A 23,803-nucleotide genomic window follows, 5' to 3' on the forward strand; every position below is an offset into this window, starting at 1 on the left:
CCGCAGCCGCGCCGCTGCGGCTGCGGCTGCGGCTGCGGCTGCGGCTGCGGCTGCGGCTGCGGCTGCGGCTGCGGCTGCGGCTGCGGCTGCGGCTGCGGCTGCGCGAACGGCGCGCAGCCGCCACGGTGCGGGCCGCGTACGGTTCCGCTCCGCTCAGTCGTCGTCCCGGCCGCCCGCCGGGGCGTCGTGCCATCGGGGGTCGTTCTCCCACTGGAGGTTGCGTTCGCGGGCCGTCTCCATCGCGTGCTCGGCCTCACCGCGGCTCGCGTACGGCCCGAAGCGGTCCTTGGCCGGGCACTCCGGACCCTCCTCGACCTTCTTGTGCTCCAGGCAGTAGTACCACTCGCCCGGCTTCCCGACCGTCCGCTTCTTGAACAGGGGCATGACCGGCTCCTTTCGCCACCGACATGGTCCCCCGTGGGCGCTGTCTTAGACTCGCTGGCATGTCTGGCCAGTCGCTGCTCGTACCAGGGGAGCTGTCTCCCATCCGTTCCGTGCCCGGAAACATCCGCCGCCCCGAGTACGTCGGCAAGCCCGCTCCGGCGCCGTACACCGGCCCGGAGGTGCAGACCCCGGAGACCATCGAGGCGATGCGGGTCGCCGGGCGGGTCGCCGCGCAGGCGCTGGCCGAGGCCGCACGGCACATCGCGCCCGGCGTGACGACCGACGAGCTGGACCGGGTGGCGCACGAGTTCCTGTGCGACCACGGCGCCTATCCCTCCACGCTCGGCTACCGCGGGTTCCCCAAATCGCTGTGCACCTCGGTCAACGAGGTGATCTGCCACGGCATCCCGGACTCGACTGTGCTGCGGGACGGTGACATCGTCAACCTGGACGTCACGGCGTACATCGGCGGGGTGCACGGCGACAACAACGCGACGTACTTCGTCGGCGACGTGGACGAGGAGAGCCGTCTGCTGGTGGAGCGGACGCGGGAGGCCCTGAACCGCGCCATCAAGGCGGTCCGGCCGGGCCGGCAGATCAACGTCATCGGCCGGGTCATCGAGTCGTACGCCAAGCGGTTCGGGTACGGCGTGGTCCGGGACTTCACGGGCCACGGGATCAACACCTCGTTCCACTCCGGCCTGATCGTCCCGCACTACGACAGCCCGCACGCGACGACGGTGATGCAGCCCGGGATGACGTTCACGATCGAGCCGATGCTGACGCTCGGGACGCACGAGTACGACATGTGGGACGACGGCTGGACGGTCGTGACGAAGGACCGCAAGCGCACGGCCCAGTTCGAGCACACGCTGGTGGTGACGGACACGGGGGCGGAGATCCTGACGCTGCCGTAGCGCACCGGGCCCCTTTCCCGGCCCGCTCTCCCCGGCCCGCCCCGCCCGCTCTCCCCGGCCCGCTCTCCTCGGAGGGCGGGCCTTTTCGTCTGATCCGGGGTAGCGTTTTACCGACAAGCAGTCGGCAAAAATGTTGACTTAGGCAAAGGCTGGGTTCATGGACTCGTTCTCCACCCTCATCCGCACCGCCTCGCAGGAGTTGCACGCGGAGGCGAACACGTCGACGTTCATGAGCGACCTGCTGGGCGGCGGGCTGGGGGTGGAGGCGTACGCGCGCTACACCGAGCAGCTGTGGTTCGTGTACGACGCCCTGGAGTCCGTCGCCGAGCGGCTGGCGGCGGACCCGGTGGCCGGCCCGTTCATCCGCCCCGAGCTGATGCGGCTGGCGGCGCTGGAGCGGGACCTGGCGCACCTGCGGGGCGCGGACTGGCGCTCCACCCTCTCCGCCCTTCCCGCCACGCGGGTGTACGCCGATCGGATCGCGCAGTGCGCCCGTGTCTGGCCGGCCGGCTACATCGCCCACCACTACACGCGCTACCTCGGCGACCTCTCCGGCGGCCAGATCGTCCGCGACCGGGCGGAGAAGGCGTGGGGCTTCGCGAAGAAGGGCGACGGGGTCCGGTTCTACGTCTTCGAGCAGATCGCCAACCCGGCCGCCTTCAAACGGGAGTACCGGGACCTGCTGGACGCGGTGCGGGCGGACGACTTGGAGAGGCAGCGGATCGTGGCCGAGTGCAAGCGGGCGTTCACGTTGAACACGGCTGTCTTCCGGGCGCTGAGCGAGGAGTTCCCGCTCTCGGCCTGAGGCCCAGGGCCTGCTGTTCGTCCCGCGCGCCGCTGGGATCAGCGCTCCAGGTACACCCGGCCCCCGACCTCGGTCCACCCGGCCGGCTGCGGCGCCGTGAGGATCTGGGAGCCCGCGCCCTGGGTGATGTTCAGGGCCCGGCCCAGCCGGTCGGTCAGGAGCAGGGCCGCCGCGCCGGTCGCCTCGTCCTCCTCGATGCCGTCGTCGCGGCCGGGGAACGCCCGGGCCCGGACCCGGCCGGCGGGCTCGTCCTCCCAGGCCCAGGCGTAGATCCACTCCCCCGGCGGCGGCACGGGCAGGTCGTCGACCTCGGCGGCGCTGGCGTACTGGCGCAGGGTGCGCGGCGGCACCCACTCCGCCCGGGCCTCGATCCAGCAGAACTCGCCGTCCTGCCGGGCTCCGACCACCCCGGCCGGCGTGACGAGTTCGGGCACGTCCAGCAGCCAGGCCGTTCCGACGCAGGGATGACCGGCGAACGGCAGCCGCAGCGTGGGCGTGTAGATGTCGACGACCCCGCGCTCGGGGTCGTCGACGAACACGGTCTCACTGAAACCGAGTTTCGCCGCGAACTCCTGCCGCTCCGCGGGACCGGGCAGCACCGAGCCGTCGCGCACGACACCGAGTTCGTTGCCGTATCCGCCGCGCGGGCCGCAGAAGACGCGCAGTACGTCGTAGTGAGTCACGGGGGCATTGAAACACCGCGCGGGCGGCCGGGTCGTCCCAGGCGGCGGGCCCGCCGGGGAGCGGGCCGTGCGGGTGGCGGCCTCCTCGTGCGGCAGGCAGCGCAGCGGATCGCCGCGGGCCCGTGCCCGAGGGACGCGTCGGTGTCGCTCGTTCGAGTGGGCGGGCGCGGCGCGAGGCGGGCCCGGTGGCGTTCGTGCGCCGGTGCGCCGCCGGCCCTCGCCGTCCGGCACCCGGACGCGCTCCGCGGCGGGTCACACGGACGGTCCGGCACACCGCCGGTGACCCCACGACGCGACCTTTGACCGGCCCTTGACTCCGCCATGAGGGCGACTTTGAGTCACTTGGGCATCCTTGTGGGCGTTAGGCGAGCCTTACCTTCCTGTGGATGAGGCTCGTCACTCGTACGTTCTCGGCCACCCCTGGAGCCCTCATGCGACCCGCCAGACTCTCCGTCGTCACCGCCGTCGCCACCGCGGCGGCCCTCGCCGCCGTCACCGGCTGCACCGAGAAGAGCAGCGCGAAGGGCGGCGACCGCGTCGTCGAGGTGACGGCGACGGACGACGAGTGCGAGGTGTCCAGGAAGGAGTTCCCGGCCGGGCACGTCGAACTCGCCATCGCGAACAAGGGATCGAAGGTCACCGAGGTCTACCTCCTCTTCCCCGACGACCGCGTGGTCACCGAGCGGGAGAACATCGGCCCCGGCACCACACAGCACGTCACCGCCGAGGTGAAGCCCGGCGACTACCGGATCGCCTGCAAGCCCGGCATGAAGGGCAAAGGCATCCGCCAGACCGTCAGGGCCACCGGCGGCACCGCCACCGGCGGCACCGCCGAGCGCGACCCCCGTCTGGACAAGGCCGTCGCCGACTACCGGGCCTACGTGCAGCGGCAGGCCGGCGAGACCCTGCCGCTCGCCGAGACCTTCGCCAAGGCGGTCGAGGACGGTGACCTGGAGGCCGCGAAGAAGGCGTACGCGCCCTCCCGCATCGGCTGGGAGCGCACCGAGCCGGTCGCCGAGTCCTTCGGCGACATCGACCCGAAGGTCGACGTCCGCGAGGACGGCCTGGAGGACGGCCAGGACCCGGCCACGGACTGGACCGGCTGGCACCGGCTGGAGAAGGCCCTGTGGCAGGAGGGGAAGATCGGCGCCCGGGAGAAGCAGCTCGCCGGCCGGCTGATCACCGATCTGAAGGACTGGCGGGAGCGGGTCGGCAAGGCCGACATCACCCCGACCTCGATGGCCAACGGCGCCAAGGAGCTCCTCGACGAGGTCGCCACCGGCAAGGTCACCGGCGAGGAGGAGCGCTACTCGCACACCGACCTGGTCGACTTCAAGGCCAACGTCGAGGGCGCCCAGAAGTCCTACGAGCTGCTCAAGCCGGTGGCCAGGGAGAACGACCCGGCGCTGGTGCGGGACCTCGACCGGCAGTTCGCGGCGCTGAACGCGCTGCTCGACAAGTACCGCGCGGACAGGACGTCGTACGACTTCACCTCGTACGACAAGGTCGGCAAGGCCGACCGGAAGGAGCTGTCGGACGCGGTCAACGCGCTGGCGGAGCCGCTGTCCAAGCTCGCCGCCGCCGTCGTCAAGTAGGGGGCCCGACCATGACGGACACCAACCCACCGTCCCCGTCCCGGCGTTCGCTGCTGGGCTGGGGCGGGGCGGGTCTCGCGCTCGGCGCCGCCGCGGCCGGCGGTGCGGTGGCGGTGGCCCGCGCCGGCGACGACGCACGCCCGGAAGGAGCCTCGGCCGGCGCCGCGGTGGAGTTCCACGGCACGCACCAGGCGGGCATCGCCACACCGGTCCAGGACCGGCTGCACTTCGCCGCGTTCGACGTGACGACCGGCGACCGGTCCGCGTTCGTCCAGCTGCTGAAGGACTGGACGCGGGCGGCGCGCCGGATGACCGCCGGGAAGCCGGTCGGTGAGGGCGCGTACGGCGGTCTGCCCGAGGCGCCCCCCGACGACACCGGCGAGGCACTGGGGCTCAGGCCCTCGCGGCTGACGCTGACGATCGGCTTCGGGCCGTCGCTGTTCGAAAGGTTCGGGCTCGGCGACCGGCGGCCCGAGGCACTGGTCGACCTGCCGAGGTTCGCGGGCGACAACCTCGACGGGAGCCGCAGCGACGGCGACCTGTGCGTCCAGGCCTGCGCGGACGACCCGCAGGTCGCGGTGCACGCGATCCGCAACCTGGCCCGCATCGGCATGGGCAGGGTCGTCATCCGCTGGTCGCAGCTCGGCTTCGGGAAGATTTCCTCCACCACCCCGGAGAAGCAGACGCCGCGGAACTTGATGGGCTTCAAGGACGGCACCCGCAACATCGCGGGCACGGACACCGCACGGCTGAAGAAGTTCGTGTGGGTGGACGAACGGGACGGCCCCGACTGGATGGTGGGCGGCTCCTACCTCGTCGCCCGGCGTATCCGCATGCACATCGAGACCTGGGACCGCACCTCGCTCCAGGAACAGGAGGACGTCTTCGGACGCGACAAGGGCGAGGGCGCCCCGGTCGGCAGGGCGAAGGAGCGGGACGAGCCGTTCCTGAAGGCGATGAAACCCGACGCGCACGTCCGGCTCGCCCACCCCGACTCCAACGACGGGGCGACGATCCTGCGCCGCGGCTACTCCTTCACCGACGGCACCGACGGCCTGGGCCGCCTCGACGCCGGCCTGTTCTTCCTGGCCTACCAGCGCGATCCGCGCACCGGCTTCATCCGCATCCAGCGCAACCTGGCGACGGACGCGCTCAACGAGTACATCCAGCACGTGGGTTCGGCGGTCTTCGCGATCCCGCCCGGCGTCCGCGACACGGACGACTGGTGGGGCCGGACGCTGTTCTCCGAGGAGGCGTAGCCCGTGTTCTCCAACTACCTGATCGGTCTGCGCGAGGGCCTGGAGGCCTCTCTCGTCGTCTGCATCCTCATCGCCTACCTGGTGAAGACGGAGCGCAGGGACGCGCTCAAGCCCGTCTGGACCGGCATCGCCATCGCGATCACCCTCGCGCTCGGCTTCGGCTGCGTCCTCGAATTCGGGTCCCAGGAGCTGACGTTCGAGGCGCAGGAGGCGCTCGGCGGCTCCCTGTCGATCGTCGCGGTGGGCCTGGTGACGTGGATGGTGTTCTGGATGCGGCGCACCGCCCGGCACCTGAGGTCGGAGCTGCACACCAGGCTCGACGCGGCGCTGGCGATGGGCACGGGCGCACTGGTCGCCACCGCCTTCCTCGCGGTCGGCCGCGAGGGCCTGGAGACCGCCCTGTTCGTGTGGACGTCGGTGCGCGCCGCCGGTGACGGCAGCCCGGCTCCGGTGATCGGCGCGGGCCTGGGCCTGCTGACGGCGGTGCTCCTGGGCTGGCTGTTCTACCGGGGCGCCCTGAGGATCAACCTGGCCCGGTTCTTCACCTGGACCGGCGGCATGCTGGTCGTCGTGGCCGCGGGCGTGCTGGCGTACGGCTTCCACGACCTTCAGGAGGCCGACTGGCTTCCCGGCCTGAACGACGAGGCCTTCGACATCAGCGGCACCGTCCCGCCGGACAGCTGGTACGGCACGCTGCTGAAGGGCGTGTTCAACTTCCAGCCCGACCCGACGGTCCTTCAGGTCACGGTGTGGCTGCTGTACCTGGTCCCGACGCTCGCGCTCTTCCTCGCCCCGGTAGGGTTCGCCTCCGGAAAGGGGAAGGTGAAGGAACCCGATGAGCAGGGATCACGGCCCTCGAAGGCTCCGCAGGCTTGACCGTAGCGCCCTCATAGCGGCCTCGGTGACCGCTTTGTCGTTGACGGCGAGCGGATGCGTGGTGGTCCACGGGGAACGGGAAGTGCTCCCGGCCACCACACGCGCCGAGGCCGCGGAGGCGCTCGAGCGGTTCACGACCGCGTACAACAAGGCCGACAAGGCGTACGACCCCGCGCTGTACGCCGACGAGACCACCGGCGCCCTCGCCGACATCGACGGGGCGCGGCTGAAGGCAGGCAAGGCCAACAACCCGGGCGGCAACCCGAGGCACACGCCGCTGAAGCTGACGGACGCGCGGTTCACCATCCCCAAGAAGGCGGGCTGGCCGCGCTGGTTCGTCGCCGACACGGCCGGCAACAAGGGCGGCACGGCCCGCTGGCTGCTGGTGTTCGTCCGCAACGGCCTGGACGAGAGCTGGCAGGTGACGTACCTGACGCTGGTGGCGCAGGGCGCCGTACCGCAGTTCAAGAAGGACAAGGACGGCTGGGCCGAGGCCGTTCCCGCGGACGCGGCCGACCTGGCGGTGCCACCCGGCGAGTTGAGCCGCGCCTACACGGCCTACCTGAAGAACGGACAGGGGGCCTTCGCCACGGGCTCGCACACCAGCGGGTGGCGTCAACAGCGCCAGGACCGGGCCATCAGGCCGGGTCTGGCCAGGCAGTACATCGACGAGCCGCTGACGAACGGCGCCTACGCGCCGCTGGCGCTGCGCACCGAGGACGGCGGGGCGCTCGTGTTCTTCACCAGCCGCCACTACGAGAAGCAGACGGCCGCGCCCGGCACCTCGGTGCCCACCCCGAACAAGGACGTGCTGGCGCTGACGAAGGGCGAGATCAAGCAGTCGCTGACGATGGAGTTCGTCTCCAACGAGGTCGCCCTGGACCCGGCGAAGGGCAGCGGGAAGGTGTCGGTCCTGGGGCGCATCCAGGGGCTGACGTCGGCGCAGGGCGGGTAGCCGGGCCGTACGGGATCAGTGGCGCAGGGGCCAGGCCGCGTCCGCGTGGCCGGGCTCCTCGCCGACGTACCGGGCGCAGGAGTCGGTGAGGACCTCCAACAGGCTCAACGGGTCCGGCAGCGGGTGCTCGGGGCCGCGCACCCAGTGCACCGCCTGGTCCTCACCGGGCAGCCGGGCCGGCGGTACGAGGACGTAGGAGCCGCGGCAGTGCCAGCGCAGGCCGGGGTGCTCGTCCATGGTCTCGGGGTGGCAGTCCAGCTCGCAGGGCCACCACTCGTCCTCGTCCTCGGGGGTGCCGCGGGTGAGGGTGAAGAAGAGCATGCGGCCGTCGTCGCTCTCGGCGACCGGGCCGACCTCGACGTCCACGGCGAGCAGGCGCGTGAGCGCCTCGCGGCCGGCTTCCAGGGGCACGTCGAGGACGTCGTGCACCATGCCGGTCGCGGTGATGAAGTTGGCCTGCGGCTGGTGGCGGGCCCAGCGTTCGATCTGGGCGCGGTCGGTGGTGGACTGCGTCTGCCAGGCGAACGACACCGGGTGCCGGGCGGGGGTGGGGCAGCCGACGCGGTCGCAGGAACAGCGGTAGCCGGCCGGGTGGGCGGCGGGCGCGAGGGGCAGTCCCGCGTCGGCGGCGGCGAGCAGCAGGGCCTCACGGCCGCCGTCGTCGGCGGCGGCCTCCTTCGGGCGGCGTCCGCGCAGCCACTGGGAGAGTTTGCCCTGCAGGCCGGTCCGGCCGCCGAACGTCTCGCTCATCTATCCCCTCGCCTCGCTGTCGTGCGGAACAGCATGCCCTATGGTCCCATCATCCTGCGCGCCGGGGGGCCAGTGCCCACATCCCGCGCAGCTCGGGCGAGACAGGGGCGAGCGAGGCATATGCCAGGGGAACCAGGCGTACCGCGCACCCAGACGGGGTGTCATTGCGCGCCGCGCCGTGCTGCGGCGCCCTACCGTGGGCCCATGGTCACAAGGGTCGCGCTGACGGGACTGACGTCAGCGGCATCCGTGGTCTCGCTGACCCTCACGGGACCCGGCGGCGGGCCACCGACGCCGCTGGAGTGGGGCACGGCGCCCCTGACGGTGGCGGCCCTGCCCCGCGTCACGTACGTCGCCCACCGCGGCGGCGCCCGCGAGGTTCCGGAGAACAGCATGGCGGGGCTGATGGCCGCCTACCGGCGCGGTACGGCGCACGTGCTGGACTTCGACACGCGACTCCTGCGCGACGGCACGCCGGTCGTCTTCCACGACCCGACCCTGGACCGGACGACTTACCGGGACGGAGAGGTGGGCGCGCTCGACGCCGCCGAGTGGCAGGGCGTGCGGCTGCGGCCGAGGGCGTCGCTGCCGGGGGCCTGGCGGCCGGAGCGGCCGCCGACGGTGGCGGAGGTGCTGGATCGTCTCGGCGGGCGGATCGTGCTGATGCTGGAGGCGAAGGACCCGCGCGGTCTCGACCGGCTGGCCGCGCTGATCCGGGACCGGGGCCTGACCCGCTCGGTCTTCGTGAACTCCAACGACCCCGAGGTGGCCCGCCGCGCGCACCGGCTGGGCCTGCTGGCACAACTGTGGCGTTCGGCACGGCAGATGCGCACGGACCGGCCCGAGCGGTGGCGCTCGTACATCGACCTGCTGGACGTGGACATCAAGGCGCGGGACGCGGACCTGGTGCGGGCGGTGCGCTCGGGGGTGCCGCGGGTGTGGGCGCACACGGTGCTCACCCCGCGGCAGCGGGACCGCGCCCTCGCGTTGGGCTGCGACGGCGTCATCACGGACGTGCCGGGGCGGCTGGCCCGGCACCCGGTGCGGGCGCTCCGGGTCAGCGGGGGGCCAGGCCGTTGAGGGCGTAGTCCACGAGGGTGTCGGTGTACTCGTGGGAGATCGGGCCCGTGTACTGCAGCCACCGCTGGGCGAGCGGGGAGACGAACAGCTCCAGGGCGATGCGCGGGTCGACGTCGGCCCGGACCTGCCCTGCTCGCTGGGCGGCGCGCAGCCGGTCGACGTAGAGCCGGAGGGACGGCTCCAGCAGCTTGGCCACGAACACCCGCCCCAGCTGCTCGTTGACCACGCCCTCGGCGGCCAGCGCGCGGGAGGGGGCCTCGAACCTCGGGTCGCGCAGCTGGTCGACGGTGGCGCGCAGCACGGCCCTGAGGTCGGCGGCGACATCGCCGGTGTCGGGGATGACGTACGGCGCCTGCCCCGCCTCCCGGGCGGCCTGCTCGCTCAGGTCGAGGAACGCTTCCAGCAGGACGTCGGCCTTGGAGGACCACCAGCGGTAGATCGTCTGCTTGCCGACGCCGGCGCGGGCGGCGATGCCCTCGACCGTGGTCTTCGCGTAGCCGACCTCCGCGACGAGCCCGAGGGCGGCGTCGTAGATGGCGCGCCGGGACTTCTCGCTGCGGCGGGTGGCGTCGGGGGTCGTCCTTGCGGAGGCGGCGGGGGCGGACTCGGGTGCGGCCATGGGTCGAATCTACCAGGTTGACAAGACGGAGCGTCTCGCGGGAGTGAGGCGAATGCGAGACGGTACGTCTCGTTTCTTGAAGGCGGCGTACGGAAGGAGCCCTCGATGACCCGAGGTGGAGCCGGAAACATGCTGGGGGTCGGCGGGATGCGGCAGAAGCTCGGCCGCAGGGCCCTGCGCGGCGGCGGCCGGGCCGACCGGATCGGCGGCACCGATCCCCAGGCCCAGAAGCGGGAGTTGCTGCGCAGACTCCAACAGAAACAACGGGAAGAGGGGAGGGAAGGGGGACTGCCCCCAGGTCGTCATGACGGCGGCGCCCGTGACGCCGAGCACTTTTCCGCCCCGGCGGCCCCGACTCCCGCGTCCTGTGGGTCCCGGACGGCAACCACCACGCCAGGATCGCCGCGCTGTCCCCCACCGACCGCGCGGAGGCCGTCAGCCTGGGCCAACGGTGGGCCACCCGCCCCGCGCACCGGGACTGACCGGCCCGGCGCCACCGGCACCGACCGGCCCGGCGTCCCCCGGGACCACCGCCCCGCTCCCCCTGCCCGACCCGGACGGACGCTGCCGGGTGGAGGGGGCCTCGCCCACGCCGGATGATCTGACCGGGCCGGGGCGTCCCGGTCGGGGCCGGGCGCGGGGCGACAGGTCGGAGACACAGGTGACGGGAGACGCAGCCGGACCGGGCGGCGGCCGCACGCCCCTCACGCTGTGGCGCACCGCCTTCCCCTGGCTGATGCCGCTGGTGCTCGCGGCCACCATGACCATCGGGTACTTCGTCCTGCCCCTGGACCGTCTGGGCCCGCGCCGTCCCGCGCTGAGCTGGACCCTGTTCGGCCTGGCCCTGGTGCTCGTGGCGGCACTGCTGCTCCGCCAGGTCCGGCACGTCCTCCTCGACCGGCCGGACACCCGGCCGGGGCTGGTCATCCCCGTCCTGATGTGTCTGTCCGTCCTGGTGTTCTCCGCCGCCTACCAGGCGCTCGCCCAGCACCCCGGCGAGTTCCGCGGACTGACGACCCGGCTGGACGCCCTGTACTTCACCCTGGTCACGCTCGCCACCATCGGATACGGCGACATCACCCCGCACGGCCAGACGGCCCGCCTGATCACCGTCCTGCAGATCCTGTACAGCTTCGTCTTCCTGACCGCGGCGGCGACCGCCCTGAGCCGCCATGTCCGCAACGCGGTACGACGCCATGCGACGTCACCGCCCCCGGCTCCTCGGGAGGGACGGACGACTGACCCGCCTGCCTAGTCCTCCACGGCGGCCAGGCGTCGCCCCGGTCGCCTGCCTAGTCCTCCGCGGGCGGCCAGGCGTCGCCCCAGTCCGTGTCGCGGGCCGCCCGGTACAGGACGCCGTGGCGCTTGGTGACGGTGGCCCGGTGCAGGGACGGTTCGCTCTCGCACAGATCGAGCAGGACCTGGCCCTTGCGGATCTGCGGCCTGCGCACCACGCGGGCGGAGGCGGGGGACACCGGGAAGCGGGCCGCGGCGACGTAGCTGAACTTCTCGTCCTCGTAGGCGAGGGAGCCGCCCTTGACCTGGCGGTGCAGGGAGGAGCGGCTGACCCGGGCCGAGAAGTGGCACCAGTCCGTGCCCGGGGCGATGGGGCAGGCGGCGCTGTGCGGGCAGGGCGCCGCGACCCGGAACCCGGCGCTGATCAGCCGGTCACGTGCCTCGATGACACGGGCGTAGCCGTCGGGGGTGCCGGCCTCGACGAGGACGACGGCCTGGGCGGCGGCCGCGGCGGCGTCGACGAGCGCGGCCCGGTCGGCGGCGGTCAGCTCGTTCAGCACGTAGGAGGCGGTGACGAGATCGGTGCTCTCCAACGCGAGCCCCGCTCCGAGCCGGGCGCGCCGCCACCGTACGTCGCGCAGCCCCGGGTGCGCGGCGGCGATCTCCCGGCCGAGCGCGAGCGCGGGCTCGGCCCAGTCGAGGACGGTCACGGACCGCTCCCCCTGCCAGGTCGCGCTCACCGCCCAGGTCGCCGCGCCGGTGCCGCCGCCGACGTCGACATGACTGCCCGGCACCCAGCCGGGCGCGGCGTCCGCGAGTGCCCCCAGCGCCGACCGCACCGCCTCGAAGGTGGCGGGCATGCGGTACGCGGCGTACGCGGCCACGTCGGCCCGGTCCCGCAAGATCGGCGCGTGGGTCGGAGTGGCCCCCCGGTAGGTGGCGATGAGCCGCTCGACGGCCTGCGCGGCCTGCTTCGCGGGGAGCCCGTCGAGCAGACCGGCGAGAGCGGTGCGGAGGGTTTCGGCCGGGGGGACGACAGGGGCGTTCACCCGGCGATTCTACGTGCGCGGGCACCCGGGGAACCGCGCTGCTCCGGAGCGCGGGCTCTCCACCGGCCGCCGGTGGTCCGCACGGTCAGGCCGCCCGCACCGCCCGGGCCATCCGTGTTCCCGCCGCCGCGCGCGGCCGGCTGTCCGGGGGGCGCCGGCGCGGGTGCACGGTGGTGGCCAGCAGGATCAGGAACGTGTCCGTCGCCGGGTCCAGCACGAGGGACGTGCCGGTGAAGCCCGTGTGGCCCGCCGCTCCCCGCCCGGCGAGCTCGCCCATGAACCACGGCTGGTCGAGGGCGAATCCGAGGCCCGGTGGGGTGAGGAGGAGGTCGACGAAGTCGGGGCCGAGGATGCGGGCCGGCCCGTACGAGCCGCCCGCGAGCAGGGCGCGGCAGAACACCGCCAGGTCCCGGCCCGTGGAGAACAGGCCCGCGTGGCCGGCGACCCCGCCGAGCGCCCAGGCGTTCTCGTCGTGCACCTCGCCCCGCAGCATGCCCCGGTCCGCCCTGGCCCACGGCCGCCGCTGGTCCTCCGTCGCCGCGGCCCGCGGGCACGGCCCGAAGTCCGTCGCCGTCATGCCGAGCGGCCGGGTGATGCCGTCGTGGACGAGCGTGTCGAGCGTGCGGCCGGTGAGGCGTTCCAGGACGTGCTGGAGCAGAAGCATGTTCAGGTCGGAGTAGCAGTACGTGCCCGGCGCCCCGGCCGGCCGCTCGGCGCGCAGCAGCGCCAGGCGTTCGGTGTCGTCGGCGCAGTCGTACAGCGGCAGCTCGGGGCGCAGCCCGGAGGTGTGGGTGAGCAACTGCCGGACGGTGATGCCGTACCGGACGGCCGCCTCGAAGTCCGGCAGGTAGGCGCCCACCCGGGCGTCGATGCCCAGGGTGCCGCGCTCGATCTGCTGCACGGCGGCCACCGACGTGAACAGCTTGGTGAGGGAGGCGAGGTCGAAGGGGGTGTCGACCGTCATCGGGACGCGGGCCTCCGGGGGGAGTTCGACACCCTGGTCCGTCGTCTCGTCGTACGCGGCGTACCGCACGGCCCAGCCCGCCGCCTCCTCCACGGCGATCACCGGTCCGCGCCCGGCGACCACGACGGCGCCCGCCGCCCACGGGTGCTCCCCGGTGGTCAGGGCGCGGACTTCACGGAGGAGGTGCCGGAGCTCCTCGGGGTCGAGTCCGGCCCGCTCCGGTGTGCCGTGGCGCAGTCTCGGTGCGCTCAGTTCTCCTCCCCCGGGCTCTCGGCCGTGGCGGTGCGGGAGCGGCCCGCGTCCTGCGCGCCGGCCCGTCCGCTGTCCGTCTTCCTGGGGCGGCACAGTGCCACGAAGCAGGCCAGCGCCACCAGTGCGGCGGCCAGTTGGACGACGGCCATCGGGACGGCGGTGTCCTCCCCGGCGACACCGACCAGCGGGGAGGCGACCGCGCCGATCAGGAAGGACGACGTGCCGAGCAGCGCGGACGCGGAACCGGCGGCGTGCTTGACCCGCATCAGCGCGAGCGCCTGGGTGTTGGGCAGGGTGACGCCCATCGCGGACATCAGCACGAACAGCGCGGCGGCGACGGGGGCGAGACCGACGTCGCCGAAGACGCCCAGGGACATCAGCAGCAAAGCGGTCGCCGCGGTGACGACCAGGGCGAGGCCGACGGCCAGCACCCGGTCCAGACGGACCCGGCCGACCAGCACCTTGCCGTTGATCTGGCCGACGACCACCAGGCCGACGGAGTTCAGTCCGAACAGCAGGCTGAACGTCTGCGGGGAGGCGCCGTAGATCTCCTGGACGACGAAGGGGGAGGCCGCGATGTAGGCGAACAGCGCGGCGAAGGCGAAGCCGCCCGCGAGCATGTACCCGGCGAAGGCCCGGTCGGCGAGCAGGCCGCGCATCGAGCGCAGGGCCTCGCCGACGCCGCCGCCGTGACGGCCCTCGGCCGGCAGCGTCTCGGGCAGCTTCGCCCAGACCAAGGCCGCCAGCAGTGTCCCGAGCACCACCAGGACGACGAACACGCCCCGCCAGTCCGTCACCCGCAGGATCTGCCCGCCGAGCAGCGGCGCCACGATCGGGGCGACCCCGGCGACCAGCATGAGTGTGGAGAAGAAACGGGCCATGGCCACGCCGTCGTACAGGTCGCGCACGACCGCCCGCGCGATCACGATCCCGGCCGCGCCCGCCAGGCCCTGCACCAGCCGGAACGCGACCAGGGACGCCACGGTGGGCGCGACGGCGCACAGGACGGTGGCGACGACGTAGACGGCGAGCCCCGCCAGCAGGGGACGGCGGCGGCCCCACCGGTCGCTCATCGGTCCGACCACCAACTGCCCGAGCGCCATGCCGGCCAGGCAGGCGGTGAGGGTGAGCTGGACGGTGGCGGCCGGCGCGTGCAGGGAGCGGGTGACCTCCGGCAGGGCCGGGAGGTACATGTCCATCGCCAGCGGAGGCGTGGCGGTCAGGCCGCCCAGGATGAGCGTGACCAGGAGGCTCGTGCGGCGGACCGGAGCGGCGGCCGTGCCCGTTGCCGGTACGGCCGCCTGCGACGCTGTGTTCGGTATGGACGCCCCGCCCTCGGGCATATGACCCTCCCTTTCCATGAATCCGGCACCTATGCTCTCAGGTCGTACAGACTGCTTGAAACCGCAACGGCGAGGGTGGGGCGTAGATGACGGCGGACAGCGTGCGGTGGGGGATCCTGGCGACGGGCGGGATCGCGGCCACCTTCACGGCGGACCTGCTGGACCTGCCGGACGCGGATGTCGTGGCGGTGGCGTCGCGCTCCGAGGCCTCGGCGCGGGCGTTCGCCGACCGCTTCGGGATTCCGCGGGCGTACGGCGACTGGGAGGCGCTCGCCCGGGACAGCGACATCGATGTCGTGTACGTCGCCACCCCGCACTCGGCGCACCGCGCGGCGGCCGGGCTGTGTCTGACGGCCGGTCGGAACGTGCTGTGCGAAAAGCCGTTCACGCTGAACGTGCGCGAGGCGGAGGAACTGGTCGCGCTGGCGCGGGAACACGGCCGCTTCCTGATGGAAGCCATGTGGATGTACTGCAACCCTATGATCCGGCGGGTCAGGGACCTGGTGGCGGACGGCGCGATCGGCGAGGTGCGCACCGTGCAGGCCGACTTCGGGATCGCGGGTCCCTTCCCCCCCTCGCACCGGCTGCGTGATCCGCGGCAGGGCGGTGGCGCACTGCTCGATCTCGGCGTCTATCCGGTGTCGTTCGCGCAGCTGCTGCTCGGTGAGCCCGCCGACGTCACGGCGCGAGCGCTGCTCTCGGAGGAGGGCGTCGATCTCCAGACGGGTGCGGTGCTCTCGTGGGAGAGCGGCGCTCTCGCTTCGGTGCACTGCTCCATCGTCAGCGGCACCCCGCGCACCGCGTCCGTCACCGGCTCGCACGGCCGGATCGACGTCCCGCACACCTTCTTCCACCCGGACCGCTTCGTGCTGCACCGCGACGGCCGTGAACCGCAGGAGTTCGCGGCCGATCCGGCGGACGGGCCCTGCAACACCTTCCGCCACGAGGCCCGCGAGGTGATGCGCGCCCTGCGGGCCGGCGAGACCGAGTCCCCGCTCGTCCCCCTCGACGGCACCCTCGCCGTGATGCGGACGCTCGACGCGATCCGGGACCGCATCGGCGTCCGCTATCCGGGCGAGGCCCCCGACGACGACCTCACCGCGCGGCTCGCACCTGCTGGGTGACGCGCTCGGCGGGCAGTGCGCCGCCGGGCCGGTGCGGGACGGAGCCGGCCGGGTCCACGGCAGGACGGAGCCGGGGACGGCCCTGAGTGGGCGCGTACTGGACACCGCATGACGGACGGCCGAGTCCCGCACGACGGACCCTCCCGTACGCTGCGGGGCCATGAATGCCGAGCAAACTGCCAAGGTGGGGAAGGTCGCGGTGGTGACCGGCGCGGGTTCCGGGATCGGCCGCGCGGTCGCCGTGGAACTGCTGCGCGGGGGCTGGTCGGTGGCGCTGGCGGGCCGCCGCACCGAGACCCTGGAGGAGACGGCGGCGCTGGCACCCGAGGGCTCGGGGGCCTCGCTCGTCGTACGGACGGACGTGTCACGGCCCGATGACGTCACCGCGCTCTTCACGGCGACCGTCGAACGCTTCTGCAGGGTCGACCTGCTGTTCAACAACGCGGGGACGTTCGGGCCGGGCGGGGTGCCGGTCGAGGAACTGTCCTACGACGCCTGGCGGCATGTGGTGGACACCAACCTCAACGGGGCGTTCCTGTGCGCGCAGGCGGCGTACCGGCAGATGAAGGAGCAGGACCCGCAGGGCGGCCGGATCATCAACAACGGTTCGGTCTCCGCGCACACGCCCCGTCCGCACTCGGCTCCCTACACCGCGACCAAGCACGCGCTGACCGGCCTGACCAAGTCGCTGTCGCTGGACGGGCGGCCGTACCGCATCGCCGTGAGCCAGATCGACATCGGCAACGCGGCGACCGACATGACGGCCCGTATGCGAAAGGGAGTGCTGCAGGCAAACGGGGAGGTCGCCCCGGAACCGGTCATGGACGTCGCCGACGTGGCGCGCACGGTGCGGCACATGGCGGAGCTGCCGCTGGAGGCGAATGTGCAGTTCGCGACGGTGATGGCGACGGCGATGCCGTACGTGGGGCGCGGCTGAGGACAAGCCCGCGACCGTCACATCGTCAACCTGCACAAGCGGAATTCACACTTCCGCAGCATTCCGGCCGGTCGCGGGCTTATGCTCGAACCGCCCTCCACCAAAGCTTCACACTTGGAGCAGGAGGCTTCCGCAGACCACATCCCCGGGGGGGAGGCGGCAGCCGTTCCACGGCACCGGAGTGGGGGTGGACCCCGCGCGGGACCGCGGGGTACGCACCGGTACGTGGAACGGCTGCCGCACTCGTCAGCTCCGGTGCCTGCCCCGGCGCCCGCCGGTGTTCCCGGCCCGTCTGTGCACCGCCCACACGCCGCCCGCGAGGAGCGCGGCCGTGCCGCCGGCGCCTTCCAGCAACCGCCAGGACGACGGACTCTCCACGGCCGTTCCGGGCGCCCCCGCCCGCACGGCCTTGCGCACGGCCTTGCGGACGGAAGACGCACCCGCCCCGCCGTCGCTCAGCGGCTCGACCAGCGTGCCGACCGCCCGGGCCGCACCGGCGTGCGCGAAACCCCAGTCGAGCAGCGCGGCCGCCTCCGCGTAGACGGCGTTGCGCCCGTCACCGGGATGCATGACCGTGACGAGCAGCGTCCGGCCGCCGCGGGTGGCCGCGCCGGTGAAGGTGTTGCCGGCGCCGCTGGTGTAGCCGTTCTTCACCCCGACCAGACCCGGGTACGCCCGCAGCCCCCACGCCCCGGTCAGCAGCCGGTCGGTGTTCTGGATCTGGAAGGTCCTCCCGCCGCCGGCCGGGAATTCGGCGGTTGTGGTGGCGCAGTAGGCGCGGAATTCGGCGTTCCTGAGCCCGTACCGGGCGAAGAGTGTGAGGTCGTACGCCGACGACAGTTGCCCCGGGTGGTCGAACCCGTCCGGAGAGACCACGTGGGTGCCCAGCGCCCGCAGGTCGCGTGCCTTGGCCCGCATCTCGGCGACCGTCCTGGCGAGGCCGCCGTTCATGTGGGCGAGCACGTGCACCGCGTCGTTGCCCGAGCGCAGGAAGACGCCCTGCCACAACTGCTCGACCGTGTACGTGATCCCGGCCCTGATGCCGACGAGGCTGGAGCCCGCCGGGATTCCGGCGAGATCGGCGTCGGTGACGGTGTGCCGCCGGCCGCGCGGGAACACCGGCAGCACCGTGTCGGCGAACAGCATCTTCAGCGTGGACGCGGGCGGCAGGCGCCGGTGCGCACGGTGGGCCGCGAGCACCTCGCCGGTGTCGTGGTCGGCGACGAGCCAGGAGCGGGCGGTGAGCTTCCGGGGCAGCCCCGCGGCGGCACCTGCATCGACCTGCACGCCGTCGCGGGCCAGCCGCTCCCCGCCGACCGCAGTGGCCGTGGCGGCCGTCGCGGGCGGGGTCGCCGCGGCCAGGGGGACGGCCGCGGCCAGGGCGAGCAGGGAGCGTCTGGTCAACGAAGGTGAGTGGTGCATCCCGCGACCGTACGAAGCGGGACGGCGGGGGCGCGCACGGAACCCTCAAAGACTGGTCAAAGTAACCGCAATGACCACAGCCGGGCGGCGGGAAGCCTGCCGCGCCCCAGGGGTGGGGAGGCCGGTGCTCACCGCCCGAGAATCCGCTTCACCTCATCCATCTGACCGGCGCTGAGCGGGCCCTTCTCCCGTGCCCCCGCGTTCTGTTCGGCCTGGGCGACCGAGCGGAAGCCCGGGATGGGAACGGTGCGCGGGCTGCGCGCCCACACCCAGGCCAGGGCGCCCTGGGCGAGCGTCCGGCCGTCGCTGGTGAGGACGTCCCGCAGGGCCTCGACACGATGGAGCCACTCCCGATCGGCGCCGGACCCGTCGCCGAAGCCCTGGAGCCAGGCGGGCGGCCTGCTGCGGATGTCCCCGGCCTCGGGCGCCCGGCCGTCGGCGTGCTTGCCGGTGAGGAGTCCCATGGCGAGCGGACTGCGGTTGACGCTCGCGAGACCGGCCTCCTCGCACAGCCGGAGCATGTCGGGAGCGTCCTGCAGGACGTTGAGGGAGTGCTGCACGGCGGCGCAGTGCGGCCCCTCGGCGAACACGGCGGCACGGCCCGGGTCGTCGGTGCTCCAGGCGTAGGTCCGGATCAGCCCCTCCCGTACCAACTCCTCGCACACGTCCCGGAGTTCGGCGGCCCGGACGGGATCGGCGTCGGCGAGGTGGAACTGGTACAGATCCACGTACTCCGTGTCCAGGCGGCGCAGGGAGGCGGTCAGCGCACGGCGCACGTACGCCGGGGAGTCGTCGCTCCCGTTGAGGGTGCGGGTGTCCTCGTCGAAGACGTTGCCCCACTTGGTGGCGATGACGGCATCGGCCCTGCGCTTGCCGAGGGCCCGGCCCAGCAGGCGTTCGCTGTGCCCGGCGCCGTAGGTGTCGGCGGTGTCGAAGAAGGTGACGCCCAGGTCGAGGGCGCGCCGGATCGCGCGTACGGACTCCTCGTCGTCGACCGTGCCCCAGCCGAGCGGCTGCCCGTCGGCGGACTGCCACTCGCCGCCGATCGCCCAGCAGCCGAAGCCGAGGGCGCCGACCTCGATACCGGTGCGGCCCAGTGCCCTGGTGGTCCAGTTGGTTTCCATGTTCCGGACGCTAGGAGTTGGAGCGCACGCGAAGGCAAGGGGGTTCTCGCACCTCTCGGGGTTCTCAGGCCTGCCCGGTCTCGAAGCGGGAGATGCGGCCGTCGTCGTCCACGGTGAAGGTCCAGCGGGTGCACATCTCGCCCCAGGTGTCGTTGCGGTAGCGGGCGAGGATCGAACGTCCTCCGTCGGACTCGTTGTCGACCTCCATGTGGCCGTTGGAGGAGAAGATCTCCCGGTCGATCCACTCGGCGAGGTCGCGGTCGGTGCCGTCGTCCGCCATGGTCGCGCCGGGCGCGAGGATCGCCATGAAGCCCTCGCGGTCGTGGTGGTTGACGGCCGTGACGAAGGCGCGGACCGCCGGGTCACTGAGGCGGGTGGTCTGAATCGTCATGCCGATCAGCCTCGTACCGGCTGCCGCGGCACGCCACCGGCGCCACCCGAACGGCGTCGCGGACGGGCCGGGTGGGCGCCGGGGGTGCGACGGTGGAAACGCGAAGGAAGCGGGAGGGGGACAAGGGGGGATGCGGGGGACATGTTCCTGCTGTCTGCTCTGGGAGACGACGTGACCGGGTACGACCGACGTGATGTGGGCCTGCTGCTGCTCCGGCTGGGAGCGGGCGGTGTGCTGGTGGCGCACGGCACGCAGAAGCTGTTCGGCTGGTTCGGCGGAGGCGGTATCGGGGGCACCGGCCAGTTCATGGAGTCCGTCGGCTACGCCCCGGGCAGGGCCAGCGCGACGGCGGCGGGCCTCGCGGAGGCCGGCGGCGGCACACTGCTGGCCCTGGGTCTGGCCACCCCGGCCGCCGGTGCGGCGGCGGCCGGCGCGATGGCGGGCGCGGCGGCGGTGCACGCACCGGCCGGCTTCTTCAACCAGAGCGGCGGCTACGAGTACGCCGCGACCCTGGGCCTGGCCGCGACGGGCCTCGCGGTCGCCGGACCGGGCCGGCTGTCCCTGGACCACGCGCTCGGCCACCGCTTCGACCGCGGCTGGATGGTGCCGACGGCACTGGCGGCGACGGCGGCGGGTGTTGCGCTGGTCGTGGGGGCGCGGGCGCAGCGGCTGCGCAAGGCGAAGGAGGGCGAACAGGACCCGCTGTTCGAGGAGTAGGACCGTAGGGCCCGCCCGCTGTCAGACCCCCGTGGCAGGCTCTGCCCCCATGAGCGACCCCACGGCACCCGCCCCTTCCACCACGGACCTGTCCCTGTGGGACTCCGTCGACGACCTGTGGACCTGGCTGGACACCAACCGCCCGATCGCCGGCCAGGAAGGCCTCCTGCTGCGGATCCTGAAGCTGTCGGAGGAGGTCGGCGAGGTCGCCGAGGCGGTGATCGGCGCGACCGGGCAGAATCCGCGCAAGGGCGTCACGCACAGCTGGGACGATGTGCAGGCGGAGCTGTGTGATGTGGTGATCACGGCGCTGGTGGCGCTGCGGACGCTGACGCCGGAGGCGCGGGCGGTGTTCGGGCACCACCTGGAGAGGGTGAGGGAGCGGTCGCTGGGGGCGGGTGGGGCGTCCTGACGTGAGGTAGGCGGAGGAGCGGCAGACGAGTCGGGCTGTACGCCGGGTTCTGTTCTCCAGGGTCCTCGCGGTCCCTGGAGCGACGGCCATCCATCTAGGACCGACGTTGCCGCCGGCCTCGTGCGGTCTACCCGCGGACTCGGGCGGGCAGCCCTCGAGCGTCCGCGCAGAGACACCGCTCCTTGCGAAGAGGCGTCTCCTCTTGACCTTGCTCCGGGTGGGGTTTACCTAGCTGCCCAGGTCACCCTGGGCACTGGTGGTCTCTTACACCACCGTTTCACCCTTACCGAGGGCCGGAGCTCTCGGCGGTTTGCTTTCTGTGGCACTGTCCCGCGGGTCACCCCGGGTGGCCGTTAGCCACCACCCTGCCCTGTGGAGCCCGGACGTTCCTCGGGGAGCTCCCCGTCAGGGGGACTCCACGCGGCCGTCCGCCCGGCTCGTCTGCCGTGTCGACCATGGTACCGGGCGGGAGCGCGACCGCGGACCGGCGGCCGTCGCCAGGACCGAGCCCGTGAGGATCAGGGCGAAGGAGGCCAGGACGGTCGCTGTCAGGGGTTCGTCCAGCAGCACCGTGCCGGCCGCGACCGCCACCGCCGGGTTGACGTACGTGATCACCGTCGCCCGGGTCGGGCCCGCCTCCTTGATCAGTTCCAGGAAGGCGACGAAGGCGATGGCCGTGCAGATCACGCCCAGGCCGGCCAGGGCGGCCAGGGCCGAGGCGGACGGCATCCGCGTCGGCCAGGTCAAGGCCGCCGCCCGGGCGTAGACGACAGCCGCCAGCGTCAGGCAGGCCGCCGTCAGATGGAGGGACGGAATCTCCTTCAGCCAGCGGGCGGCGATCAGCGGGGCCGTCGCGTAGCCGAGCACCGTGAGCAGGACCTCGGCCAGGGAGCGGGCGTCGCCGCCGGTCAGGTTCGGGAGGGTGAGGACGGCCACGCCCGTGAGGCCGAGGGCCAGGCCGGTCAGGCGGCGTACACCCAGGCGTTCGGTGTCGCCGAAGAAGCGGGCCAGGGCCACGCCGACGATCGGGACGCCCGCGATCAGCAGGCCCGCCGTGGAGCTGGAGAGGTGGCGTTCGGCGTCGGTCAACGTCCACCAAGGGCCGATGATCTCGATGCACGCGAAGGCCAGCAGCGGGCGCCAGTGCGTCCGCAGGGTCGTCGTCAGACCGCCTTGCCGTACGGCGAAGGGGAGCAGGAGCGCGGCGCCCAGCGCGCAGCGCGTGAAGACCACCATGGACGGGGACATCTCCTCCACCGCCACCTTGATCATCAGGTAGGGGATGCCCCAGACCACTCCCATCAGGGAGAACAGGAACCAGCCGCGTGCCGTCATGCGGCGAGTGTGCGTCCCGTCAGCGTCCGCCGTCTTGAACGCTGTTGCGGTACGCCGCCGGGGTCACGCCCAGTACCCGGCGGAACCAGCGGGTCAAGTGCGCCTGGTCGGCGAAGCCCACGCGTCCCGCCACCTCGGCGGGGCGCAGCCCGGATTCCAGGAGTGCGCGGGCCCGGGTCACGCGGTACTGGGCGAGCCAGGCGTACGGCGGCACTCCCATCGTCGTACGGAAGGCGCGCAGCAGCTGGTAGCGGGACAGGCCGAGGTCGGTGGCGAGGGCGGCGAGGGTCGGCGGGGCGAGGAGTTCGTCGGCGAGGCGGTCGCGTACGGCGCGGGCTACCCGGTCGGCGCCGGGGACGGTGTCGTCGCCCGCCCGGGCCGTGGAGTGGCGGCGCGCCAGGGCCGTGAGCAGCCAGGGGAGGCGGGACTCGGTCTCCAGGGGGTCGGGGCAGCGGGCCACGTCCGTGTGGGCGGCGCGCAGGGCGCGGGCGAGCTCCGGGTCGTCGAGGACGGGTTCGCGGAAGTGCGGCAGGCCGCCGAGGGTGCCGTCGGTCAGGAGGGCGGGTTCGGCGTACAGGGCGCGGTAGGCGTAGCCGTCGGCGGCGGCCGGGCCGCCGGTGTGCATCTCGCCGGGTTCGAGTACAACGATGGAGCCGGGGCCGGAGTGGATGCGCTCGCCTCGGTAGGCGATGACCTCCAGGCCGCCGACGGTGACGCCGATCGTGTACTCCTCGTGCGCGTGCGGGGCGTACACATGCCGGTCGAAGCGGGCGGTGAGCAGGTCGAGGGGCGGGCCGCGGTGTCCCAGACGTGCCCTGGTCCAGTGGGCCTGTTCCCGTATGCGCTGCCGCGTGCTCACCTCACACCCCCGCTCACAGGGGATCAGAGGAAGTCGTCGGTGTCCAGGTCCAGGGCGAAGGGCTCGGGGAGGCTGATGGGTCTGCCCAGCGGGCGGGTGCAGTGCTCGCGGTAGTCGTCCTTCTCCGGGTCGCTGAACAGGGTGATCGAGGAGGCTTCGCGGTCGACGAGCAGGTGGAGGGGGACGCCGCCGCGGGCGTAGCAGCGGCGCTTCGCTTCGCGGTCCGCCTGGGGCTTGGTGGGCGTGACTTCGAGGACCATGGCGACGCCGTCGCAGGGCATCCAGGAGTCGGCGCCGCGGTAGAGCCGCCGTTCGGTGGGGCCGCCCACCTCGATGTGCGGCTACCGCTGGAGCGGATCGCGGCCGTCCGGCGTGAGCTGCGCCTGAGCCACGAGAAGGCCGACGGCGTCCTGGAGGTCGAGGCGGGCAGACGACGGTCACGCTGGAGCTCGCCGAGCCCGTCACCCACGTCACCCTCCTCGGGCGGCGGCGGGAGGTGAGCCTGGTGCGCGTGTACGCCGACGAGGCCGACGCCCTCGTCCAGGCCGTCACGCGGGCGCGAAGCGCGCCTTCGCCGCTCCCGGATCTCCCTGCCTGAGGCATGTCCGGAACGGTGAGCACCCAGTCGCGGCCACCCGACTCTTCAGAAAATCGCCTCATTCTTCGTATGTACGGGTCATGATGTCGGCAACAGGCCATTTCGGCCGCTCGGGGG

At 73.0% G+C, this 23,803-nt stretch carries 23 protein-coding genes, 1 other RNA gene and 4 pseudogenes; 14 read left to right on the plus strand and 14 right to left on the minus strand.

The window, feature by feature from the left end:
- Positions 1 to 153: 153 nt before the first annotated feature.
- Entirely contained in the window at positions 154 to 384 is a 231-nt protein-coding gene (locus tag ACFPZJ_RS00005) for a hypothetical protein (protein WP_381015393.1), read from the minus strand.
- A 59-nt stretch (positions 385 to 443) separates the two neighbouring features.
- Here ACFPZJ_RS00005 and map point away from each other — a divergent pair, with 59 nt between their 5' ends.
- The gene (gene map / locus ACFPZJ_RS00010) at positions 444 to 1,301 is read left to right on the plus strand and encodes a type I methionyl aminopeptidase (protein ID WP_381015395.1); all 858 of its coding nucleotides are present in this window, start codon (positions 444 to 446) and stop codon (positions 1,299 to 1,301) included.
- Between the two features lie 157 nt (positions 1,302 to 1,458).
- Complete coding sequence (locus tag ACFPZJ_RS00015) at positions 1,459 to 2,106, plus strand: biliverdin-producing heme oxygenase (RefSeq protein WP_381015398.1); 648 nt, start codon at positions 1,459 to 1,461, stop codon at positions 2,104 to 2,106.
- 38 nt (positions 2,107 to 2,144) lie between these two features.
- On the opposite strand, the gene ACFPZJ_RS00020 is transcribed toward ACFPZJ_RS00015, so the two are convergent.
- Positions 2,145 to 2,789, minus strand: coding sequence for a PhzF family phenazine biosynthesis protein (locus tag ACFPZJ_RS00020; protein ID WP_381015401.1), 645 nt, complete (start codon positions 2,787 to 2,789; stop codon positions 2,145 to 2,147).
- A 431-nt stretch (positions 2,790 to 3,220) separates the two neighbouring features.
- On the opposite strand from ACFPZJ_RS00020, the gene efeO reads away from it, so the two are divergent.
- Genes efeO through ACFPZJ_RS00040 form a run of 4 tightly spaced genes read left to right on the plus strand, consistent with a single transcriptional unit; the run spans position 3,221 to position 7,474 of the window.
- Entirely contained in the window at positions 3,221 to 4,384 is a 1,164-nt protein-coding gene (gene efeO / locus ACFPZJ_RS00025) for an iron uptake system protein EfeO (RefSeq protein WP_381015404.1), read from the plus strand.
- Between the two features lie 11 nt (positions 4,385 to 4,395).
- Positions 4,396 to 5,643 (plus strand): iron uptake transporter deferrochelatase/peroxidase subunit, encoded by a 1,248-nt coding sequence (gene efeB / locus ACFPZJ_RS00030; RefSeq protein ID WP_381015407.1) that lies wholly within the window; start codon positions 4,396 to 4,398, stop codon positions 5,641 to 5,643.
- A gap of 3 nt (positions 5,644 to 5,646) precedes the next feature.
- Positions 5,647 to 6,519 carry an iron uptake transporter permease EfeU gene (gene efeU, locus ACFPZJ_RS00035; RefSeq protein WP_381015410.1) on the plus strand — a complete coding sequence of 291 codons (873 nt, stop codon included), beginning with the start codon at positions 5,647 to 5,649 and terminating at the stop codon, positions 6,517 to 6,519.
- The gene (locus ACFPZJ_RS00040; protein ID WP_381015412.1) at positions 6,479 to 7,474 is read left to right on the plus strand and encodes an SCO2278 family lipoprotein; all 996 of its coding nucleotides are present in this window, start codon (positions 6,479 to 6,481) and stop codon (positions 7,472 to 7,474) included. The genes efeU and ACFPZJ_RS00040 overlap by 41 nt, the downstream gene beginning before the upstream one ends.
- A 15-nt stretch (positions 7,475 to 7,489) precedes the next feature.
- On the opposite strand, the gene ACFPZJ_RS00045 is transcribed toward ACFPZJ_RS00040, so the two are convergent.
- Positions 7,490 to 8,224 (minus strand): bifunctional DNA primase/polymerase, encoded by a 735-nt coding sequence (locus tag ACFPZJ_RS00045; RefSeq protein WP_381015415.1) that lies wholly within the window; start codon positions 8,222 to 8,224, stop codon positions 7,490 to 7,492.
- A 204-nt stretch (positions 8,225 to 8,428) separates the two neighbouring features.
- Between ACFPZJ_RS00045 and ACFPZJ_RS00050 the strand changes: the two genes are divergently transcribed.
- Entirely contained in the window at positions 8,429 to 9,304 is an 876-nt protein-coding gene (locus tag ACFPZJ_RS00050) for a glycerophosphodiester phosphodiesterase (protein ID WP_381015418.1), read from the plus strand.
- Here ACFPZJ_RS00050 and ACFPZJ_RS00055 read toward each other — a convergent pair.
- On the minus strand, positions 9,282 to 9,923 hold the full coding sequence (locus tag ACFPZJ_RS00055; RefSeq protein WP_381015421.1) for a TetR/AcrR family transcriptional regulator: 642 nt from the start codon (positions 9,921 to 9,923) through the stop codon (positions 9,282 to 9,284). The two genes, ACFPZJ_RS00050 and ACFPZJ_RS00055, sit on opposite strands and share 23 nt — an antisense overlap.
- 129 nt (positions 9,924 to 10,052) lie before the next feature.
- Between ACFPZJ_RS00055 and ACFPZJ_RS00060 the strand changes: the two are divergent.
- Positions 10,053 to 10,208, plus strand: a pseudogene (locus ACFPZJ_RS00060) (DUF6243 family protein); the annotation flags it as partial.
- Positions 10,209 to 10,659: 451 nt separating this feature from the next.
- Complete coding sequence (locus ACFPZJ_RS00065) at positions 10,660 to 11,178, plus strand: potassium channel family protein (protein WP_381017247.1); 519 nt, start codon at positions 10,660 to 10,662, stop codon at positions 11,176 to 11,178.
- 37 nt (positions 11,179 to 11,215) lie between these two features.
- Here ACFPZJ_RS00065 and ACFPZJ_RS00070 read toward each other — a convergent pair whose 3' ends face one another.
- From ACFPZJ_RS00070 to ACFPZJ_RS00080, 3 genes are all read right to left on the minus strand, one after another.
- Positions 11,216 to 12,208 carry a small ribosomal subunit Rsm22 family protein gene (locus ACFPZJ_RS00070; RefSeq protein ID WP_381015424.1) on the minus strand — a complete coding sequence of 331 codons (993 nt, stop codon included), beginning with the start codon at positions 12,206 to 12,208 and terminating at the stop codon, positions 11,216 to 11,218.
- 85 nt (positions 12,209 to 12,293) lie between these two features.
- Positions 12,294 to 13,409 carry a serine hydrolase domain-containing protein gene (locus tag ACFPZJ_RS00075; protein ID WP_381017249.1) on the minus strand — a complete coding sequence of 372 codons (1,116 nt, stop codon included), beginning with the start codon at positions 13,407 to 13,409 and terminating at the stop codon, positions 12,294 to 12,296.
- Between the two features lie 11 nt (positions 13,410 to 13,420).
- Positions 13,421 to 14,767: a multidrug effflux MFS transporter gene (locus tag ACFPZJ_RS00080; protein ID WP_381015426.1), complete on the minus strand. Its 1,347-nt coding sequence runs from the start codon at positions 14,765 to 14,767 to the stop codon at positions 13,421 to 13,423.
- Positions 14,768 to 14,853: 86 nt separating this feature from the next.
- On the opposite strand from ACFPZJ_RS00080, the gene ACFPZJ_RS00085 reads away from it, so the two are divergent.
- Both ACFPZJ_RS00085 and ACFPZJ_RS00090 read left to right on the plus strand, forming a co-directional pair.
- Complete coding sequence (locus ACFPZJ_RS00085; RefSeq protein WP_381015429.1) at positions 14,854 to 15,891, plus strand: Gfo/Idh/MocA family protein; 1,038 nt, start codon at positions 14,854 to 14,856, stop codon at positions 15,889 to 15,891.
- 160 nt (positions 15,892 to 16,051) lie between these two features.
- Positions 16,052 to 16,828: an SDR family oxidoreductase gene (locus ACFPZJ_RS00090; protein WP_381015432.1), complete on the plus strand. Its 777-nt coding sequence runs from the start codon at positions 16,052 to 16,054 to the stop codon at positions 16,826 to 16,828.
- A 246-nt stretch (positions 16,829 to 17,074) separates the two neighbouring features.
- Here ACFPZJ_RS00090 and ACFPZJ_RS00095 read toward each other — a convergent pair whose 3' ends face one another.
- The 3 genes from ACFPZJ_RS00095 to ACFPZJ_RS00105 form a co-directional block, all read right to left on the minus strand.
- Positions 17,075 to 18,250, minus strand: a complete 1,176-nt coding sequence (locus ACFPZJ_RS00095; protein ID WP_381015435.1) for a D-alanyl-D-alanine carboxypeptidase family protein — start codon at positions 18,248 to 18,250, stop codon at positions 17,075 to 17,077.
- A gap of 128 nt (positions 18,251 to 18,378) precedes the next feature.
- Positions 18,379 to 19,374, minus strand: coding sequence for an aldo/keto reductase (locus ACFPZJ_RS00100; protein WP_381015437.1), 996 nt, complete (start codon positions 19,372 to 19,374; stop codon positions 18,379 to 18,381).
- A 64-nt stretch (positions 19,375 to 19,438) separates the two neighbouring features.
- A complete protein-coding gene (locus ACFPZJ_RS00105) occupies positions 19,439 to 19,765 on the minus strand; it encodes a nuclear transport factor 2 family protein (protein ID WP_381015440.1) in 327 nt (108 codons plus the stop codon).
- Positions 19,766 to 19,936: 171 nt separating this feature from the next.
- Between ACFPZJ_RS00105 and ACFPZJ_RS00110 the strand changes: the two genes are divergently transcribed.
- Together ACFPZJ_RS00110 and ACFPZJ_RS00115 are read left to right on the plus strand one after the other, a co-directional pair.
- Entirely contained in the window at positions 19,937 to 20,482 is a 546-nt protein-coding gene (locus ACFPZJ_RS00110) for a DoxX family protein (protein WP_381015443.1), read from the plus strand.
- A gap of 49 nt (positions 20,483 to 20,531) precedes the next feature.
- Positions 20,532 to 20,894, plus strand: coding sequence for a MazG-like family protein (locus tag ACFPZJ_RS00115; protein ID WP_381015446.1), 363 nt, complete (start codon positions 20,532 to 20,534; stop codon positions 20,892 to 20,894).
- Positions 20,895 to 20,916: 22 nt separating this feature from the next.
- Here the strand turns inward: ACFPZJ_RS00115 and rnpB are convergent.
- From rnpB to ACFPZJ_RS00135, 4 genes and pseudogenes are all read right to left on the minus strand, one after another.
- Positions 20,917 to 21,334: RNase P RNA component class A (rnpB, locus tag ACFPZJ_RS00120), an RNA gene on the minus strand.
- A gap of 115 nt (positions 21,335 to 21,449) precedes the next feature.
- Positions 21,450 to 22,229: pseudogene (locus tag ACFPZJ_RS00125) on the minus strand (DMT family transporter); the annotation flags it as partial.
- A gap of 19 nt (positions 22,230 to 22,248) precedes the next feature.
- The gene (locus ACFPZJ_RS00130; protein ID WP_381015448.1) at positions 22,249 to 23,088 is read right to left on the minus strand and encodes an AraC family transcriptional regulator; all 840 of its coding nucleotides are present in this window, start codon (positions 23,086 to 23,088) and stop codon (positions 22,249 to 22,251) included.
- A gap of 23 nt (positions 23,089 to 23,111) precedes the next feature.
- Positions 23,112 to 23,408 (minus strand): annotated as a pseudogene (locus tag ACFPZJ_RS00135) (Uma2 family endonuclease); the annotation flags it as partial.
- Here ACFPZJ_RS00135 and ACFPZJ_RS00140 point away from each other — a divergent pair.
- Positions 23,409 to 23,686: pseudogene (locus tag ACFPZJ_RS00140) on the plus strand (hypothetical protein); the annotation flags it as partial. It abuts the pseudogene before it with no gap.
- Positions 23,687 to 23,803: the final 117 nt, after the last annotated feature.

Origin of the sequence: Streptomyces bullii (genome assembly GCF_042657145.1) — a bacterium.
GTDB classification, from domain to species: domain Bacteria; phylum Actinomycetota; class Actinomycetes; order Streptomycetales; family Streptomycetaceae; genus Streptomyces; species Streptomyces bullii.